Genomic DNA, 16,502 nt, shown 5'->3' on the forward strand with positions numbered 1-16,502 from the left:
CGCCGTGTCGATCCGATCACTCTCTGCGCCGGGAGTTGGTCAGGCGTGCAGTCAGGGGATCGGCCACTCGTGGACCGGGCGGTTGCTGTGCATCAACTCCACGTAGTGCCGGACCACCTCGCGCAGTGCCGCCGGCCGGTCGAGCTGGTCGGCGGACTCCAGCCGGTGCAGCGTCGCCACCTGCCAGCTCGCCCCGTTGCGGCCGGAGAGGCAGCGTTGCTCGACGACGCCGAGCAGCCGGTCCCGCTCGCCCGGCTCGACGCCCCACCGGTCCAGGCCCTGCGCGGCCAGCGGCAGCAGCCGGCGCAGCACCAGTTCGGTGACCGGCAGGTAGCCCAGGCCGGGCCAGAAGACGTGCGCGTCGATGCCGTGCCGGGCGCAGGTGTTGAAGTTCTCCTCGGCGGCACTGAACGACATCTGCGACCACAGTGGCCGGTCGGCCTCGGCCAGCGCCCGGACCAGCCCGAAGTAGAACGCCCCGTTGGCGACGGTGTCCAGCACGGTCGGCCCGGCCGGCAGGACCCGGTTCTCCACCCGCAGGTGCGGGCGGCCCCGGAGCACGTCGTAGACGGGCCGGTTCCAGCGGTAGATCGTGCCGTTGTGCAACCGCAGCTCGCTCAGGGTCGGTACGCCACCGGCGGCCAGCGTCTCGGAGGGATCCTCGGGGTCGCAGACCGGCAGCAGCGCCGGGAAGTAGCGCACGTTCTCCTCGAACAGGTCGAACACCGAGGTGATCCAACGTTCCCCGAACCACACCCGAGGTCGTACGCCCTGCGTCTTGATCTCCTCGGGGCGGGTGTCGGTGGCCTGCTGGAACAGCGGGATGCGGGTCTCGCGCCACAGTTCCCGGCCGAAGAACAGCGGCGAGTTCGCGCCCAGCGCCATCTGGATGCCGGCGATGGCCTGGGCCGCGTTCCAGTAGTCGGCGAACTGGCTCGGGCCCACCTGGAGATGGAACTGGGTGCTGGTGCAGGCCGCCTCCGGGGTGATGGTGTCGGCGGTGACCGCCAGCCGCTCCACCCCGTTGACGGAGATCCGCAGATCCTCGCCCCGGGCCGCGAAGATCTGTTCGTTGAGCAGCGCGTACCGGGGATTGGCCGACAGGGTGGCCGCGGTCAGGTGCTCGGGCCGCACGGTGGGCAGGATGCCGATCATCACCAGGTGCGCGCCGACCGTGCGGGCCCGTTGCTCGGCGGCGTTCAGGCTGGCTCGTACGCTCTGTTCGAACTCGGCCAGGCCGGTGCCGGCCAGTCGCCTCGGCGCCACGTTGATCTCGACGTTGAACTGGCCGAGCTCGGTCTGGAAGCTCGGGTCGGCCACCGCCCGCAACACGTCGGTGTTGCGCATCGTCGGCATCGAGTCGTCGTCGACCAGGTTCAGCTCGATCTCCAGGCCGGTCATCGGCCGGTCGACATCGAACCGGGACTCGCGCAGCATCTCGGCGAAGACGTCGAGACAACGGCGTACCTTGTCCCGGTAGCGAGCCCGGTCCTGCCGGCTGAAGGTCTGCACAGCGACTTCCTCGCCCATGGTCACCACCCTGTCACCGCTGGTACCCCCAACGTCGCATGTCCATGCCACCGGGCGGAAGTCCGTCCCGTTGTCCACCGTCCGGCGTGCGGTGACCGCCGTCGCGTCGCCGGCCCGGCGGGCGGGGCCCGGGGCGTACGCCGCTAACATGACCTTCGTGCGCGCGAAGGTGACCCGGTTGTTCGTGGCGGCGGCGATCGCGGAGGCGATCTCCTGGGCCGGCCTGCTGGCCGGAATGGCGGCCAAGTACGGCCCGCCCGGCAACGAGCTGGGGGTGCAGATCTTCGGCCCGATCCACGGCGCGCTCTTCGTGGTCTACGGCGCGCTGGTGCTGGCCGTGGCCCGGCTGCACCGGTGGAGCCTGCTGGCCACCGGTGTGGCCCTGGCCTGCGCGGTACCGCCGTTCGCCACTCTGGTCTTCGAGCGTTGGGCCCGCCGCCGCGGCATGCTCGACGTCACCGAACCGGTCCGCGAGCCCGCCCCGGTCGGCTGGCCGGCCCGGTAGTCCTCGTCGCCGGAGACCTCAGGTCAGCGCCGTGCAGGCGGCCAGCCCGGCGAGCAGCAGGACGCCCAGTGCGGCCTGCAACAGCAGTGGTGGCCCGAGGTGCGACCACATGGTGGCGGTACGCGGGCGCAGCAACTGCCCGGTGGTGAGGTTGACGATCCGCTCGATCTTCGGCGGCAGGTCCGGATCGCCCTGGTCGCGCAGGGTCAGCTGGACGTGGTCGGCCGGATGCAGGGCGCTCTGCGGTAGGTGCCCGTGCAGCTCCACCTCGTACAACCGGTTGTCGGAGTCGCGCAGCCGGATCGGGGTGACCAGGTACTCGGGGCCCTTCTTCAGCTCCTTGAACTTGCGCCGGCCGGTGCCGGAGCCGGCGGAGAGCGCGGCCTGGACCAACTTGGCGAGCAGACCGACCACCCCGGCGGCGGCCAGCACCAACACCAGCACCGGCTGCCCCACCCGCACCTCCCGCGGGTAGCCGTCCAGCAGGCGGACGACCCGGGCGGTGAGGATGCGTCCGGTCGGGTGGAGGCTGCGCCGGGAATACGATGTCGTGTCCATTGCCACCACCCAGAGTTCGCGTCCGTGCACAGATCGTATCGGCCCTCCGGGTTGAACGACGTGAATGAAAACCGGTCACGCGGTGGCGGGCAGGTGACAAGCCGGGTCGGACGGGTAAGCGCGGGGCCGAGCTGGAAAGGGGTCGAGCATGCAGCTGTCCTTCCTGCGCCCGCTCTACGACCGTCCCGGTCCGTGGTGCTCGGTCTACCTGGACGCGTCCCTGGACACCGAGGACGCGCACGCCGCACTCGATCTTCGCTGGCGTGGCCTGCAACGGCAGCTGGCCGAGCAGGGTGCCGACGAGCCGACCGTGGCCGCCGTCGACCGGGTGATCCGCGGCCACGACCCGATGCCCGGCGACTACGGCCTGGCCGTCTTCGCCACCGGCGGCCGGGTGGTGCTCTCCGAGTACCTGTCCGCCCCACCCCGCCGGGACCTGGCCGGGTTCGCGCCACTGCCGCACGTGATGCCGCTGTTGGCCCAGCGGGGCGAGCAGGTGGCCTGGGTCCGGGTGCTGGCCGACCGTACCGGCGCCGACGCGATGTCGGTCAGCGCCGGTGGCGTACCGCGCCGGGCACACGTCGTCGGGCGGGAGAGTTACCAGCTGCGCCGGGTCAAGCCCGGCGGCTGGTCCCAGTCGCGCTACCAGCGCGCCGCCATGGAGGCTTGGCACCACAACGCCGGTGACGTCACCGCCGCCACGGTCGAGCTGGCCGAGCGGGTCGGTGCCGAGGTGGTCGTGGTCGCCGGTGACGTCCGGGCCACCGGCATGATCGCCGCGCAGATGCCGGAGCGCTGGCAGGACCTGGTGGTGCGCACCGACGCCGGCTCGCGGGCCGGCGGCGCCGACCAGACCCTGCTGGACGACCTCACCGTGCAGACCATCGCCGAGGTCGCCGATCAGCGGATCAGCGCGGCGTTGGACCGCTTCGGCATGCAGGAGGACGTCGGTGCCGGACTCGACGCCGTGGTCGCCGCGTTGCAGCGCAACCAGGTGGACACGATGCTGATCGTGGACGACCCGTCCGCCGACGGTGAACTCTGGATCGGGTCGGCGGCCACCGACATCGCCACCGAGCCCGGCCAGCTGACCGGCACCCGCGATCCGCAGCGGGTCCGCGCCGACGCGGCGCTGGTCCGCGCGCTGGTCGGCACCGACGCCGAGCTGACCGTGCTGGGCCCGGACGAGGCGCCGGAACTGGTGGACGGGGTCGGCGCGGTGCTGCGCTATGTCGACCCGTCCACGCCCGGACGGGACGGTGCCTGACCCGAGCCCGCCCGGCCCGGATCGGGCCGGGCCGGGGTCGGCCGTGCTGGACCTGGCCGACCCGGTGCTGGCGGAGGCGGTCGTCGCGCGGTTGGCGGCCTGGCGGGTGCCGCGGGTCTTCGGGCATCCCGGCGAGACGGCCGCGCCGCTGGTCGAGGCCCTGAGCGCGACCGGTGGTGAGGTCACCTTCGTGCCCACCCGGCCCGGGGCCAGCGCCGCGCTCATGGCGGTCGCCCACGCCCGGCTCACCGGCGGCGTCGGCGTCTGCCTGGCGTCCGCCGGAGCGAGCGCGTACGGGCTGCTCGCCGGCCTCGACGCCGCCCGGCAGCACGGGTTGCCCGTCCTGGCGATCGTCGCCGAACATCCGCCGGTGGCGTCGGCGGACGACCGGTGGGGGCCTGTCGACCGCAGCTTCGGCGCGGTGTGTCGCCGGGTGTTCCACGCGGTCGACCCGGCCCGGGGTGCCGACCTGGTGGAGGCCGCGCTGCGGGACGCCGTCGCCGGGCCAGGTCCGGTCTGCCTGGTGGTGCCCGCGGGCGCGCCCGGACGGCGCCGGACCGTCGTGGGTGGCGGTGCCGCCGCCCGCCTGGTCTTCGAGGAACTGCGGCTCCGGTTGCCCCGCCCCGGCATCGTGGCCGTGGACGGCGAGCCGAACCTCGCCCGCTACGCCCACCGGCTGCCACCCGGTACGACCGTGCTCGCCGAGCCCGGCGGTGCCGCGACGGGTGCCGCCCTGCCGGCCGCCGTGGCCGCCAAGCTGGCCGCCCCGGAGCGGCCGGTGCTCGCCCTGGTGACCGACGACGGCATGCGTTCGCACGGGCTGGCCGAGCTGGTCACCGTCGCCCGCGGTTGGCCGCAGTGGCCCGATCCGCGACTGGTGGTGCTGGTGTTCAACACCCGGTCCGGCCACCCGGGCCGTCAGCTGGCCGACGACGTCCCGTACGCGGGCTGGGCCCGGCTGCTCGGGCTGCACGGCGTACGCGTCGACCGGCCGGAGCTGGTCGGCGCGGCCTGGGACGGGGCGCTGACCGCCGACCGCCCGTGTGTCCTGGACGTGGTGGCCGCACCCTGACCCGCACGCCCTGCCCCATGCCCGCGCGACGCTGCGGGGTACGGCGGGAATGGTCAAGATCAGATGGTTGATGCCGTTCGGTGGAGTGATGCCCTGTTTAACCCGCAACGTGGCGGGAAGCCGGGCCGCGTGAGCGAACGAGGCAGGGTGGGGCCGGTGCGCGGGACGCGCCCGCCACTCACGGCGGCCGGCGCCGGACTGACCGGCGACCGGATCGTGGCGACGGGCAGCCTGGCCCGGATCCTGGTCGGGGCCACCGCCCGTGCCCTGCGCGGGGCGGACTGCGCCGACCTCGGCCACGCCGGACCGGTGTCCCGCTTCGCCGGCACCCCCGACCCGGTACGCCGGGCCGCGGCCGTGCGCTCCGCCGGCCGGGTCGCACTGACCCCGACCCAGGCGACCGAGGTGGACGCGGAGCGCGTCGCACAGTGGTTCGCCGACCAGTACCCGCGCCGCCGCTATCCCGGCCTGCTGCTCGGTTCGCCGCACGGCGCCGTCGCCCACCTCGCGACGGCCCTCGGGATGCCCTGGCTGCCCGCCGGATTCGAGATGCTCGCCCACTGGCCGCACGGCAACGTCGACCGTCCCGACGCCGCCCTGGACCACGGTGCCGCACTGGCCGGGCGGCTGCTCGCCGGCAACCCGGATCTGCACGTACGGCAGGTGCACTGCCCGGCGAGCCGGGGCGTGCTGGCCGGGGTGACGGTGGCGTTGACGGGCCGCTGGCGGCGCCTGCCGGCCGCGTACCGGCGGTTCCTGGCCGACCGGCTCGAACCGCAGGCCACGATCCTGGTGCTGCGCGACGCCCGGACCTGGCCGGTGCTCGACGCCGCGGACGGGCACAGCTTCCAGGTGGGCTGCCCGGGCAGCGGCCTCGACCCGGTGGACTTCCACCCGGACAGCCCGGCGCTGCGTCAGGTGCTGCGCAGCGCCGGCGGTGAGCCCGCCAACTGGGCACCGCCGGAGGTCTCCACCCCGCCCGGTGGCGCCGAGCACGGTGTGGAGTCCGGTTTCGAACACGGCGTGCGCGACTGGGCCGCAAAGACCGGCCACCCGGTGCACCGGCTGCTCGTGCCCGCCCCGGAGGCGCTCAGCGTGGCCACCGCCGAGCTGTACCGGGGCTGGCTGCGGGCCGCCGGCAAGACCGGCGACCGGTTGGTGGTCGAGTGCGGCCGGCTGCTCGACCCGTGGCAGGTGCTCCGGGCCGGCCTGGTGCCGTACTGGTGCGAGAACGCCGCCCGCCGCTGCGTCGAGCAGGCCGAGTGGTGGCTGGCCGGCAGCGAACCGTTCAGCTCGGTGGACGTGCTGCCGGAACCGCCGGGCGTCCGGTCGCCCGCGCTCGCCGGGCTGCCGCAGTGGCTGGCCGTAGCCGGGTTCGGGCGCCGACGCCGGGCGCTGGACCGGGCCTCGGCGCGCGGCTACCCGGTCACCACGGTGCCCACCCGCCGGGCCACCGAGGTGCTCCGGGCGCAGCCGTACGACCTGCCCGCACCGGCGCCGCTGAGGGCGCGGGACGCGCTCGCCGCGCTGCGCGCCGGTGGTAGCCGGCACGGCCTGCTGGTCTGTTGACATCGGGCTGGCGAAACATCCTCGCGAACCCGCGATCCCGTGATTGAGTACCTACGGAGCGGGAACACCGCCGGCTGCGACAGGCTGATCACCTTGGCGTGGCACGGCGCCGTCGCCCGTTTCGCATCCCAATCACGTACCACTCACCGGCCCGTGCGTGTCCACGCGCGTGCCCGATGCCGGCCGAATCCGGGCGGGGTCCTTCCTGAGGGAGGCGCGGATGTTCGGACAGACCACCACAACCACACCACCACCCACCGATCGGGGCCTGGAGGATCTCGACGCGGCAGCGTTGGCGTACGCGGCACGGATCGAGGGGTTGCCACCGGAACGGCGCCAGGAGGCCCGCGACGACCTGGTCCGATTCGCCCTGCCGTTCGCCGGGCGACTGGCACGCCGCTACCGGGGCCGCGGGGAACCGCTGGAGGATCTGGAGCAGGTGGCCCGGTTGGGCCTGGTCAACGCCGTCGACCGGTACGACCCGGAACGTGGCTCGTTCACCGCGTACGCGGCGATCACCATCGTGGGTGAGATCAAGCGGCACTTCCGCGACCGCACCTGGGGCGTGCACGTGCCCCGCCGGCTGCGGGACCTGATCCTCGAGGTGGGGCAGGCCACGGCGGCGCTGACCAGCGAGCTGTCCCGGGCACCCACGGTCGCGGAGCTGTCCAAGCGGCTGGAGACGCCGGAGGAGGAGATCCTCGCCGCGCTGGAGTCGGCGGCCGGCTACAGCCCGGCCTCGCTGAACGCACCGGTGGGCGGGGAGAGTTCCGCCGAGTTCGGTGACCTGGTGGGAGAGTCGGACATCGCGCTGGAGTCGGTCGACGACCGGGTGACGGTCAGCGGCCTGCTGCACCGGCTGCCCTGGCGGGAGCGGCGGATCCTGGCCATGCGCTTCTACGGCAACCAGACCCAAGCGGAGATCGCGGCCCGGTTCGGCATCTCCCAGATGCACGTGTCGCGGCTGCTGTCGCGGGCACTGACCTGGCTGCGCCAGGCGATGCTCGCCGACGCCCCGCCACCCTGGCAGAACGGTCCGGCCGAGGGCGAGCCGGTGGCGGCCAAGCAACCGCGCGCCGCCGCGGCCCGCTCACGCTGACCGGCCACCACCACATCGGAACCCCCCCGGGCCGTTCGGCGGCCGGGCCGGGCACGACCCGGGGCGGCACCTGACCGGTGCCGCCCCGGTGCGTACTCCCGGTTCAGTTCTCCGTGCCGTCGCCCCGGCCACGCGGATGGCGCCAGCGGTCGTTGGGCTGCGGACGCCGCTCGGCCCCCAGCGGGTTCTCCTCCGGCTCGTCGGTCTCGTCGAAGCTCGGCCGGCGCACCTCCTCCGGCTCCGGCACCTCCACCGGCCGGGCGCCGGACTGCGGCGCCGGATGGTACGCGACGGCCTCCCGCGCGCCCCGTGCCCCCTCGGCGCTGGGCGACTCGGGCGGATGTTCCTCCCGCCGCAGCTCCGCACCCAGTTCCTGCGGCGGCCGGGTGGTCCGTTGTGGCAGGTCGCGGCCCAGGTCGGAGACGAGTTCGCCGTACTTGGCGTCGAACGCCGGTCGCTCCGAGCGGATCCGGGGCATCCGGTCGAAGTTGCGCAGCGGCGGGGGACAACTGGTGGCCCACTCCAGCGAGTTGCCGAAGCCCCACGGGTCGTCCACGGTCACCAGGGCCCCGAAGCGCCACGACTTCCAGGCGTTCCAGATGAAGAACAGGGTGGACGCGCCGAGGACGAACGAGAACACACTGGAGATGGTGTTCAGGGTGGTGAAGCCGTCGGTGGGCAGGTAGTCGGCGTAGCGCCGGGGCATGCCCTCGTTGCCCAGCCAGTGGTGCACCAGGAAGGTGCCGTGGAAGCCGACGAACATGGTCCAGAAGTGCAGCTTGCCGAGCCGCTCGTCGAGCAGCCGGCCGGTCATCTTCGGCCACCAGAAGTAGAAGCCGGCGAAGAGCGCGAACACCACCGTGCCGAAGACGACGTAGTGGAAGTGGGCCACCACGAAGTACGTGTCGTGGGTGTGGAAGTCGGCCGGCGGGCTGGCCAGCAGTACGCCGGTGAGGCCGCCCAGCAGGAAGGTGACCAGGAAGCCGATGGAGAACAACATCGGCGTCTCGAAGGTGAGTTGCCCCTTCCACATGGTGCCGATCCAGTTGAAGAACTTCACCCCGGTGGGTACGGCGATCAGGTAACTCAGGATGCTGAAGAACGGCAGCAGTACCTGGCCGGTGGCGAACATGTGGTGCGCCCACACCGTCATCGACAGCACCGTGATCGCGATGGTGGCCAGTACCAGACCGGTGTAGCCGAAGATCGGCTTACGGGAGAAGACGGGAATGACCTCGGTGATGATGCCGAAGAACGGCAGCGCGATGATGTACACCTCGGGGTGACCGAAGAACCAGAACAGGTGCTGCCACAGCATCGGCCCGGCGGTCTCCGGGCTGAACACGTGCGCGCCGAGCAGCCGGTCCGCGGTCAGCGCGAGCAGCGCGGCGGCCAGCAGCGGGAAGACCAGGATCACCAGCACGCTGGTGAACAGCATGTTCCAGGTGAAGATCGGCATCCGGAACATGGTCATGCCGGGGGCGCGCAGGGTCAGGATCGTGGTGATCAGGTTGACCGCGCCGAGGATGGTGCCCAGACCGGAGACGACCAGGCCGATCACCCACATGTTCGCGCCGACACCCGGGGAGTGCTCGGCGGTGCTCAGCGGCGTGTACGCGGTCCAACCGAAGTCGGCGGTGCCCTGCGGCGTGAAGAACCCGCCGAGCACCATCAACCCGCCGAACAGGTACAGCCAGTACGCCAGGGCGTTGAGCCGGGGGAACGACACGTCCGGCGCGCCGATCTGGATCGGCACGATGTAGTTGCCGAACCCGAACGCCGCCGGGGTGGCGAACAGCAGCAGCATCACCGCGCCGTGCGAGGTGAACAGCTGGTTGTACTGCTCCGGGGAGAGGAACTGCAGGCCCGGGCGGGCCAACTCCGCCCGGATCACCATCGCCTCGATCCCGGCCACCAGGAAGAAGCCGAACGAGGTCATCAGGTAGAGCAGCCCGATCTGCTTGTGATCGGTGGTGGCCAGGAACCGGAGCAGCTTGCCGCCGCGCACGGGCTTGTTCACCGAGCCGGGATAGCCGCCGAACCGGGCCGGCGCGAGGATGGCCGGCCCCCGGTCCTGGCCGGGTTCGGTGGGTACCCGCTTGGGCATGAGCTCTCACCCCGCTGACGACGGAAAGGACGGGCAGGGCTACCCGGCCCGCCGACCATGTAACCAGGCGAGAGGGGGAGTTTCGGTCAATTCGCCGCTAGTGTTGCCCAGACGGCCTTTCCGTCACCGGCCGGCGCGCAACCCCAGCGTTCGGCCAACTCGCGTACCAGCAGCAGCCCCCGGCCGCCCTCGTCGCGCAGGCCGGGCCGGCCCGGCTCGACCGCCTCGCGGCTGCCGTCGACCACCGCCAGGTGCAACCACGGCCGGCGCAGCGTCACGGTCACCTGCATCGGGGTGCCGGCGTGCCGGACCACGTTGCCGACCAGCTCACTGAGCACGATCGAGGCCGGTCCGACCGCCTCGGGCAGATCCCACCGGGCGCAGGCGTCGGTCACCAGCTCCCGGGCGCGCCGGCAGGCCGCCGCCACCGGCTCCAGGCTGGCCCGTAGCCGCGGCACCGCCCAGGCACCCGCCACCCGGGTCGCCTCCGCGCAGCTGCGTCGCACCGGCACCACCCGGCAGACGGTGGACCGGGCCAGCCGGGCGGCCAGCACCGGATCCGGCGCGCAGAGCACCATCGGCACCACCGGCCAGTCGGCGGCCCGCCGTGCCGCGGCGGCGAAGACCGCCACCGCCAACTGGTCGGGTGAGCTCAGGTCGGTCAGGTCGACCACCAGCGCGTCGGGCTGCCCGGCCAGACACCGGTCCAGCACCGCGTACACCTCGCGGGTGGTGGTCAGGTCGAGGGTGCCGGCGACGCGTACGACGCTGACAGGTGACCCGTCGCGTACCTCGCAGGTGATCCGGCTCGCCATCTCCGCCCTCGTTCCACCGGTTTCGCCGAGCCTGCCAACTACCCGGCCCCCGGGGGCACGAAACGACGCCCGCGGGTGGTGTGGTGCCGGTCATGCGGCGCGCAGCGCGGGTACGGCGGCGTCGGAGCGACGGACCCGCTCGTAGAGGGCGGCGTAGCGGCGGGCCATCACCGCCGGGGTGAACCGGGCGGCGGCCTCCCGCCGGCACTCGTCGGGCTCCAGCAGGTCGGCGGCGAGCACCAGGTCACCCAGCTCCGCCTCGTCACCGGTGAGCAGCCCGGTACGTCCGTGCTCGACCAGCTCGGGCAGGCAACCCCGGGCCAGCGCCACCACCGGCGTGCCCAGGGCCAGCGACTCGACCACCGCCGTACCACCGGGTTCCTCCCAACGCAGCGGGAACAGCGTGGCCCGGGCGGTGGCCAGCAGGTCGTCGCGGTCCCGCCCGGCCACCGTGCCGATCCACCGCACCCGGTCGCCGTCGACGTACGGCGCGACCTCGTCGTGGAAGAAGCGCACGTCGGGGTTCTGCCGTGCCTCGGCGCCGGCCGCCGCCAGTTCCGCCGGCCGGTGGTACGGGCCGACCGGCCCGGCCAGCACCAGCCGGAACCCGACCCGGTGCGCCAGCCGGGCCGCCAGGTCCTGGCCCTTGCCCGGGTTGACCCGACCCAGCACCAGCACGTGCTCGCCCTTGACCACCGGTGGGCGCCGGTGCGCCTCGGTGGCCAGCGGAGTGGCCAGGTGTACGTGGCCGACCGAGTGTTCCCGCAGCGCCCGCGGGGCCCGGGCCAGCTGCGCGGCGGACACCCCGTTGACCCGGACCCGCGCGCCGCCGTCCAGGCCGCCGTACAGCTCGGGATGCTTGCCCAGGTCCCAGTGCAGCGTGTGCAGCACCGGCGGGGCACCCGGGCCCATCGCGGTGAGCATGGCCAGCCCGACCGCCTCCACGTGGTCGTGCACCAGGTCGATGTCGTCGCGGGCGTGCAACTGCCGCACCACGCCCGCGAGGTGCGCCTGGGCCACCCCGCAGACCTGGTTGTACGGCCGTTGCAGGGCGCCGAACTGACCCTCGGCGAAGACCCCGACGCGCTCGTCGCAGGGCAGCGTGCTGCTGCCGACCGAGGCGAGCACCACCCGCACGCCCAGCCGCCGCAGCTCGGGCACCAGGGTGGCGACGACGTTCTCGATCCCGCCGTAACCGGGCGGCGGCACGGGCAGCCACGGACCGGCGTTCATCAGGACGGTCAGCGTCATCGGGTCGGTACCCCTTCCTCGGCGGACCAGCCGGACTGCGCACCCGGCTGCCGGGGGTTCCGGCTGCGTACCCGGGCTGCCGGGTTCGGGTGCGTACCCGCCGGTCAGGCGGCGGCGACCCGTCGGCGTGGAACCCGGTGCCGCAACTCCGCCAACGGCGGCCGCTCTGCCACGGCCACGTCGCTGACCACGATCTCCCGGTCCAGGTTCGGCAGCGCCTCGGAGCCGCCGCGCCGGAACTGGGTGAGCAGTGCGGTGGGCAGCATGTCCGGGCTGGCCCAGCCCCGCCGCTGCAGCCGCGACCAGGCGGTCAACATGATCTGGGCCGACATCCGCCCCAACGCCGCCGTGTCCTGGTGCCGGTGCTTGCGTTCACCCAGATCGACCTGGGCCAGCGCGTCCAGCCCGACGAGTTCGAGCAGGTCGATCAGCATGGCGGTCTCGACGCCGTACCCGGAGACGAACGGCACCTGCGCCAGTACCTCGCGGCGGCCCGCGTACTCGCCGGCCAGGGGTTGTACGAAGCCGGCCAGCTCCGGCCAGAACAGGTTGAGCATCGGGCGAGCCATCAGCTCGGTCACCCGGCCACCGCCGTCGGCCTCCACTCCACTCGTGCCGACCAGCGGCCGGTGGTAGAACCCCTTCACGAAGTCGACGGACGGGTCGGTGAGCAGCGGCCCGAGCAGCCCGGTGACGAAGTGCGGCCGGAACTCCCGCAGGTCGGCGTCGACGAAGGCCACCACGTCGCCCTCGGCGGCGGCCAGCCCGGCCCAGAGCGCGTCACCCTTGCCGGTGAGTCGGGGCAGGTCGCGGGTCATCGAGTCCTGGCTGACCACCTCGGCACCGGCCGCCCGGGCCACCTCCGCGGTGCGGTCGGTGGAGCGCGAGTCGACCACGATCAGCTCGTCGACCAGCGGCACCCGGTCGACCAGGTGCTCCCGGATGGTCGAGACGATCGCGCCGACCGTCGCCTCCTCGTTTCGGGCCGGCAGCACCACGCTGACCCGGCTGTCGCCCTTGGCCTGGATGAGTCGACGAGTCGGCCAGTCCGCCGCCGAGGTGGTCCGATAGGTGGCCCAGGCCTCGACCACGGGCGAGACCAGAGTTTCGCTGTTCCGCACAGGCACCCCCTTCAGCGGGAAGACCGGGAGATGGGTTTCCCAGTACTTCGCGCTAGCTAACCGGATCGATCCCACCAGCTTGATCACCACCGTGCTCCGGGCGCGTTTTCAGGTGATGAACGTTTGATTGCGCCGGGCCGGTGGGCTGTCCGGTTTCGTCGACGTCGAGCCGATCGGCGCGATCGAGATCCCACCGGCGGCCATCCCCGGGACGCCCGCCACCTGCACGGACGCCCACCCACCCGGCACGGCGCGCCGGGCAGGGCGCAAAACCGGCCGCCGGTCGCGTACCGTTGCCGCTCATGGGTGTGTCGCAACGGTTGAAGACCAGGTTCCGCCGGTTCCTCCAGCGCCCGGGAACCACGGTAGACCTGGCCCCGCTGGAGAAGCTGCTGCCGGCCATCGAGGCCCGCGCGGAGGAGGTCTCGGCGTTCGACGACGCCGAACTCACCGAGGCGGCGGCCGCGGCGTCGCGCTACGAGGATATCTGCGCGCTCGGCCGTGAGGCCGCCCGCCGCGGCCTCGACCAGCGACCGTACGACGTCCAGTTGCTCGGCGCGATGTCCCTGCTCTCCGGCAAGGTCGCCGAGATGGCCACCGGTGAGGGCAAGACGCTGACCGCAGCGATCGCCGCGTACGGGCACGTCCGGCTCGGAAACGGCCCGGTGCACGTGCTCACCGTCAACGACTACCTGGCCCGCCGCGACGCCCAGTGGATGGAGCCGGTCTACACCCTGCTCGGGCTCACCGTCGGCTGGGTCAACGAGGCGTCCACGCCGGTGGAACGGCGAGCCGCCTACGCCTGCGACGTGACCTACGTCTCGGTCAGCGAGGCCGGCTTCGACTTCCTGCGCGACCAGCTCGTCACCGATGTCGAGGACCGGGTCCAGCCGGCGCTGCGGACCGCGATCGTCGACGAGGCCGACTCGATCCTCATCGACGAGGCCCGGGTGCCGATGGTCCTCGCCGGTTCGGTACCCGGTGAGCAGGATCCGGTGCACGCCGCCGCGGCGCTGGTACGCGGCCTGCGCAAGGGCAAGCACTACACGGTCGCCGAGGACGGCCGCAGCGTGGCCTTCACCTCCGCCGGCCTGGCCGCCGTCGAGGCCAAGCTCGGCATCGACCTGTACGACGAGGAGAACGTCGAGCAGCTCTCCGCGGTGAACGTGGCGCTGCACGCGCACGCCCTGCTGCACCGCGACGTGGACTACATCGTCCGCGACGGCAGCGTCGAACTGATCGACGAGATGCGGGGCCGGGTGGCCCAGCGCCGCCGCTGGCCCGACGGGCTGCAGGCGGCGGTCGAGGCCAAGGAGGGGCTGGACGCCACCGCCGAGGGCGAGGTGCTCGGCACCATCGCCGTGCAGGCGTACATCGGTCTCTACCCGACCGTCTGCGGCATGACCGCGACCGCCGTGCTGGTCGGCGACCAACTGCGGGAGTTCTTCGGCCTAGAGGTCGCGGTGATCCCGCCGAACACCCCGTGCGTGCGGGTGGACGAGCCGGACCGCATCTACGCCACCCGGGCGGAGAAGGAGGAGGCGCTGATCGACGAGATCACGCGCTGCCACGCCGCCGGGCGGCCGGTGCTGGTCGGCACCCTCGACGTCAAGGAGTCCGAGCAGCTCGCCGCCGGGCTCAACGCGGCCGGGGTGCCGTGCGTGGTGCTCAACGCCAAGAACGACGACGAGGAGGCGGCGATCATCGCCGAGGCCGGCGCGCACCGCGCGGTCACCGTCTCCACCCAGATGGCCGGCCGGGGGGTGGACATCCGCCTCGGCGGCAGCGACCAGGCCGACCGCGAGCAGGTGGCCGAACTCGGTGGCCTCTACGTGATCGGCAGCGGCCGGCACGACAGCCGCCGGGTCGACGACCAACTGCGCGGGCGGGCCGGCCGGCAGGGCGACCCCGGCGGCTCGGTCTTCTTCGTCAGCCTGGAGGACGACCTGGTCGTCCGGCACGCCGGTGACGCCGTGCCGCCGTCGCCCCGGATGAACGCCGACGGCCTGGTCACCGACGCCCAGGTGGACTACGCGGTGGAGCACGCCCAGCGGGTCGCCGAGGGCGTCAACCACGAGATCCATCGCAACACCTGGCGCTACAGCGTGGTGATCGAGCAGCAGCGCAAGGCCCTCGCCGAGCGCCGGGAGCGGCTACTGACCAGTGACGTCGCGGCGCTGATGCTGCTGGACAAGATGCCGGAGAAGGCCGGCGAGATGGACGAGGACCTGCTCGCCCGGGTGGCCCGGTCGATCGCCCTCTACCACCTCGACCGGCTCTGGGCCGACCACCTGGCCGAGCTGTCGGAGGTCCGCGAGGGCGTGCACCTGCGGGCCCTGGGGCGCCTCGACCCGCTCGACGAGTTCCACCGGTCCGCGGTTCCGGCGTTCAACAACCTGATCCCGGAGATCGAGGCGCGCACCCTCGCCACCTTCGCCGACACCGAGTTCGACGAGGAGTGGGAGCCGGACGAGGCCGAGCTGGTGCGGCCGAGCGCCACCTGGACGTACCTGGTGCACGACAACCCGTTCGGCTCCGAGCTGGACCGTCTGATCGCGTCGGTCGGTCGACGCCTGACCGGGGCCGGGGCTCGCTGACCGGTGTCGGTCCGCGGGCCGACACCGCCGCCGACCGACACCGGAGGCCGGGCCAGCCTCTCCCCGTGGTAGCCGTATCCTGGTAGGCGACCCGGTTTGCACCGTTTCGACCGTTGGCGGCGCGGGTAGTAGGCCGGGTCGTGATGTTCGGGCTGTCGGGGTGCCCGGGTTCCAGCCGAGGAGGAGACAGGTGACGACGCTGGCCAGGCGTACGGAGGCGGCGGGCCGGTGAACCTGGAGACGAGTCCACCGGTGACAGAGACTCTCGGCGTACTCGAGACGGCGGCCCTGCTGCGGGAACTGACCGCCGGACTGATCGCCCTGGACGACTTCGACCAGGCGCTCGCCGCGCTGGTGCGGATCACCCGGGCCGCCCTGGCCGGGGTGAGCTGGTGCGGGTTCACCGCGTTGCGGGCCGGTGAGCCGGCCGGGGTGGCCGCCTCCGACGCTTCGATGAGCGGCCTGGACGACGTGCGGTACGGCGCGGACACGCCGGCCATGGACGCGATCCGGCGGCGGGAGATGGTCGGCGCGGCGGACCTCGCCGCCGAGGCCCGCTGGCCGGACTGGACGCCCCGGGCGCGTGAGCTGGGCGTGCGGGGCGTCATCTCGGCCCCGGTCGACGTCGACGACCAGGTGGTCGGCGCGGTGAACCTCTACGCGGGCGAGTCCGACACGTTGACCACCGGCCACCAGTTGACCGCGATGCTGCTCGCCGAACACGCCGGCCTGCTGCTCGCCGCGGTGCGTGACCGGCAACGACGGGCCGCGCAGGCCGACGCGCGGGACGCCGCGCTGCTCGGTGACGGCGTGATCGGCCAGGCCGTCGGCGTGATCATGACGCAGCGTGGTTGCCCCGCCGAGGACGCCCTCGACGTCCTGCGCAGTGCGGCCTCGTCGTTGGCCATCCCGCTGCGGGAGGTGGCGGAACGACTGGTCAGCACGGTCTCCCGGCCCCGGGAGAACTGAACGGCGCTCGTTTCGCCGCGCTGGCGCCCGGGTAGCACCCTG

Annotated in this window: 13 protein-coding genes; 7 read left to right on the forward strand and 6 right to left on the reverse strand. The window is 73.0% G+C overall.

From position 1 onward, the window contains the following. Positions 1-51: 51 nt before the first annotated feature. A complete protein-coding gene (locus tag D2L64_RS01245; protein ID WP_119572826.1) occupies positions 52-1,530 on the reverse strand; it encodes a glutamate--cysteine ligase in 1,479 nt (492 codons plus the stop codon). 148 nt (positions 1,531-1,678) lie between these two features. On the opposite strand from D2L64_RS01245, the gene D2L64_RS01250 reads away from it, so the two are divergent. Further along, on the forward strand, positions 1,679-2,035 hold the full coding sequence (locus tag D2L64_RS01250; protein WP_119572827.1) for a DUF3817 domain-containing protein: 357 nt from the start codon (positions 1,679-1,681) through the stop codon (positions 2,033-2,035). Positions 2,036-2,053: 18 nt separating this feature from the next. Here D2L64_RS01250 and D2L64_RS01255 read toward each other — a convergent pair whose 3' ends face one another. Continuing rightward, positions 2,054-2,593: a hypothetical protein gene (locus tag D2L64_RS01255; protein ID WP_407663043.1), complete on the reverse strand. Its 540-nt coding sequence runs from the start codon at positions 2,591-2,593 to the stop codon at positions 2,054-2,056. A 148-nt stretch (positions 2,594-2,741) separates the two neighbouring features. Between D2L64_RS01255 and D2L64_RS01260 the strand changes: the two genes are divergently transcribed. The 4 genes from D2L64_RS01260 to D2L64_RS01275 all read left to right on the forward strand — a co-directional run bounded on the left by D2L64_RS01260 (position 2,742) and on the right by D2L64_RS01275 (position 7,600). Beyond that, positions 2,742-3,860, forward strand: coding sequence for a baeRF2 domain-containing protein (locus D2L64_RS01260; RefSeq protein WP_119572562.1), 1,119 nt, complete (start codon positions 2,742-2,744; stop codon positions 3,858-3,860). Next, positions 3,853-4,932 (forward strand): thiamine pyrophosphate-binding protein, encoded by a 1,080-nt coding sequence (locus tag D2L64_RS01265; RefSeq protein WP_233558696.1) that lies wholly within the window; start codon positions 3,853-3,855, stop codon positions 4,930-4,932. Before D2L64_RS01260 ends, D2L64_RS01265 begins: the two co-directional genes overlap by 8 nt. A 156-nt stretch (positions 4,933-5,088) precedes the next feature. Then, positions 5,089-6,501 (forward strand): hypothetical protein, encoded by a 1,413-nt coding sequence (locus tag D2L64_RS01270; RefSeq protein WP_119572830.1) that lies wholly within the window; start codon positions 5,089-5,091, stop codon positions 6,499-6,501. 220 nt (positions 6,502-6,721) lie between these two features. Next, positions 6,722-7,600, forward strand: a complete 879-nt coding sequence (locus D2L64_RS01275; RefSeq protein ID WP_119572563.1) for a SigB/SigF/SigG family RNA polymerase sigma factor — start codon at positions 6,722-6,724, stop codon at positions 7,598-7,600. A gap of 103 nt (positions 7,601-7,703) precedes the next feature. Here D2L64_RS01275 and ctaD read toward each other — a convergent pair whose 3' ends face one another. From ctaD to D2L64_RS01295, 4 genes are all read right to left on the reverse strand, one after another. Beyond that, positions 7,704-9,707, reverse strand: coding sequence for an aa3-type cytochrome oxidase subunit I (gene ctaD, locus D2L64_RS01280; protein ID WP_119572564.1), 2,004 nt, complete (start codon positions 9,705-9,707; stop codon positions 7,704-7,706). Positions 9,708-9,793: 86 nt separating this feature from the next. Beyond that, a complete protein-coding gene (locus D2L64_RS01285) occupies positions 9,794-10,522 on the reverse strand; it encodes an ATP-binding protein (protein WP_119572565.1) in 729 nt (242 codons plus the stop codon). Between the two features lie 90 nt (positions 10,523-10,612). Then, positions 10,613-11,773, reverse strand: coding sequence for a glycosyltransferase (locus D2L64_RS01290; protein WP_119572566.1), 1,161 nt, complete (start codon positions 11,771-11,773; stop codon positions 10,613-10,615). A 104-nt stretch (positions 11,774-11,877) separates the two neighbouring features. Then, complete coding sequence (locus D2L64_RS01295; RefSeq protein WP_119572567.1) at positions 11,878-12,894, reverse strand: glucosyl-3-phosphoglycerate synthase; 1,017 nt, start codon at positions 12,892-12,894, stop codon at positions 11,878-11,880. A 302-nt stretch (positions 12,895-13,196) separates the two neighbouring features. On the opposite strand from D2L64_RS01295, the gene secA2 reads away from it, so the two are divergent. Together secA2 and D2L64_RS01305 are read left to right on the forward strand one after the other, a co-directional pair. Next, positions 13,197-15,491 (forward strand): accessory Sec system translocase SecA2, encoded by a 2,295-nt coding sequence (gene secA2 / locus D2L64_RS01300; protein WP_119572568.1) that lies wholly within the window; start codon positions 13,197-13,199, stop codon positions 15,489-15,491. A gap of 228 nt (positions 15,492-15,719) precedes the next feature. After that, complete coding sequence (locus D2L64_RS01305) at positions 15,720-16,460, forward strand: GAF and ANTAR domain-containing protein (RefSeq protein WP_119572569.1); 741 nt, start codon at positions 15,720-15,722, stop codon at positions 16,458-16,460. Positions 16,461-16,502 lie beyond the last annotated feature (42 nt).

This window comes from Micromonospora radicis (assembly GCF_003583405.1).
Classification (GTDB): domain Bacteria; phylum Actinomycetota; class Actinomycetes; order Mycobacteriales; family Micromonosporaceae; genus Micromonospora; species Micromonospora radicis.

Bases quoted from the DNA above. Each gene is read 5' to 3' on its own strand.
- secA2 (WP_119572568.1), top strand. From the start codon at position 13,197: ATGGGTGTGTCGCAACGGTTGAAGACCAGGTTCCGCCGGTTCCTCCAG.
- D2L64_RS01260 (WP_119572562.1), top strand. From the start codon at position 2,742: ATGCAGCTGTCCTTCCTGCGCCCGCTCTACGACCGTCCCGGTCCGTGG.
- D2L64_RS01255 (WP_407663043.1), bottom strand. From the start codon at position 2,593: ATGGACACGACATCGTATTCCCGGCGCAGCCTCCACCCGACCGGACGC.
- D2L64_RS01250 (WP_119572827.1), top strand. From the start codon at position 1,679: ATGACCTTCGTGCGCGCGAAGGTGACCCGGTTGTTCGTGGCGGCGGCG.
- D2L64_RS01275 (WP_119572563.1), top strand. From the start codon at position 6,722: ATGTTCGGACAGACCACCACAACCACACCACCACCCACCGATCGGGGC.
- D2L64_RS01285 (WP_119572565.1), bottom strand. From the start codon at position 10,522: ATGGCGAGCCGGATCACCTGCGAGGTACGCGACGGGTCACCTGTCAGC.
- D2L64_RS01245 (WP_119572826.1), bottom strand. From the start codon at position 1,530: ATGGGCGAGGAAGTCGCTGTGCAGACCTTCAGCCGGCAGGACCGGGCT.
- ctaD (WP_119572564.1), bottom strand. From the start codon at position 9,707: ATGCCCAAGCGGGTACCCACCGAACCCGGCCAGGACCGGGGGCCGGCC.
- D2L64_RS01290 (WP_119572566.1), bottom strand. From the start codon at position 11,773: ATGACGCTGACCGTCCTGATGAACGCCGGTCCGTGGCTGCCCGTGCCG.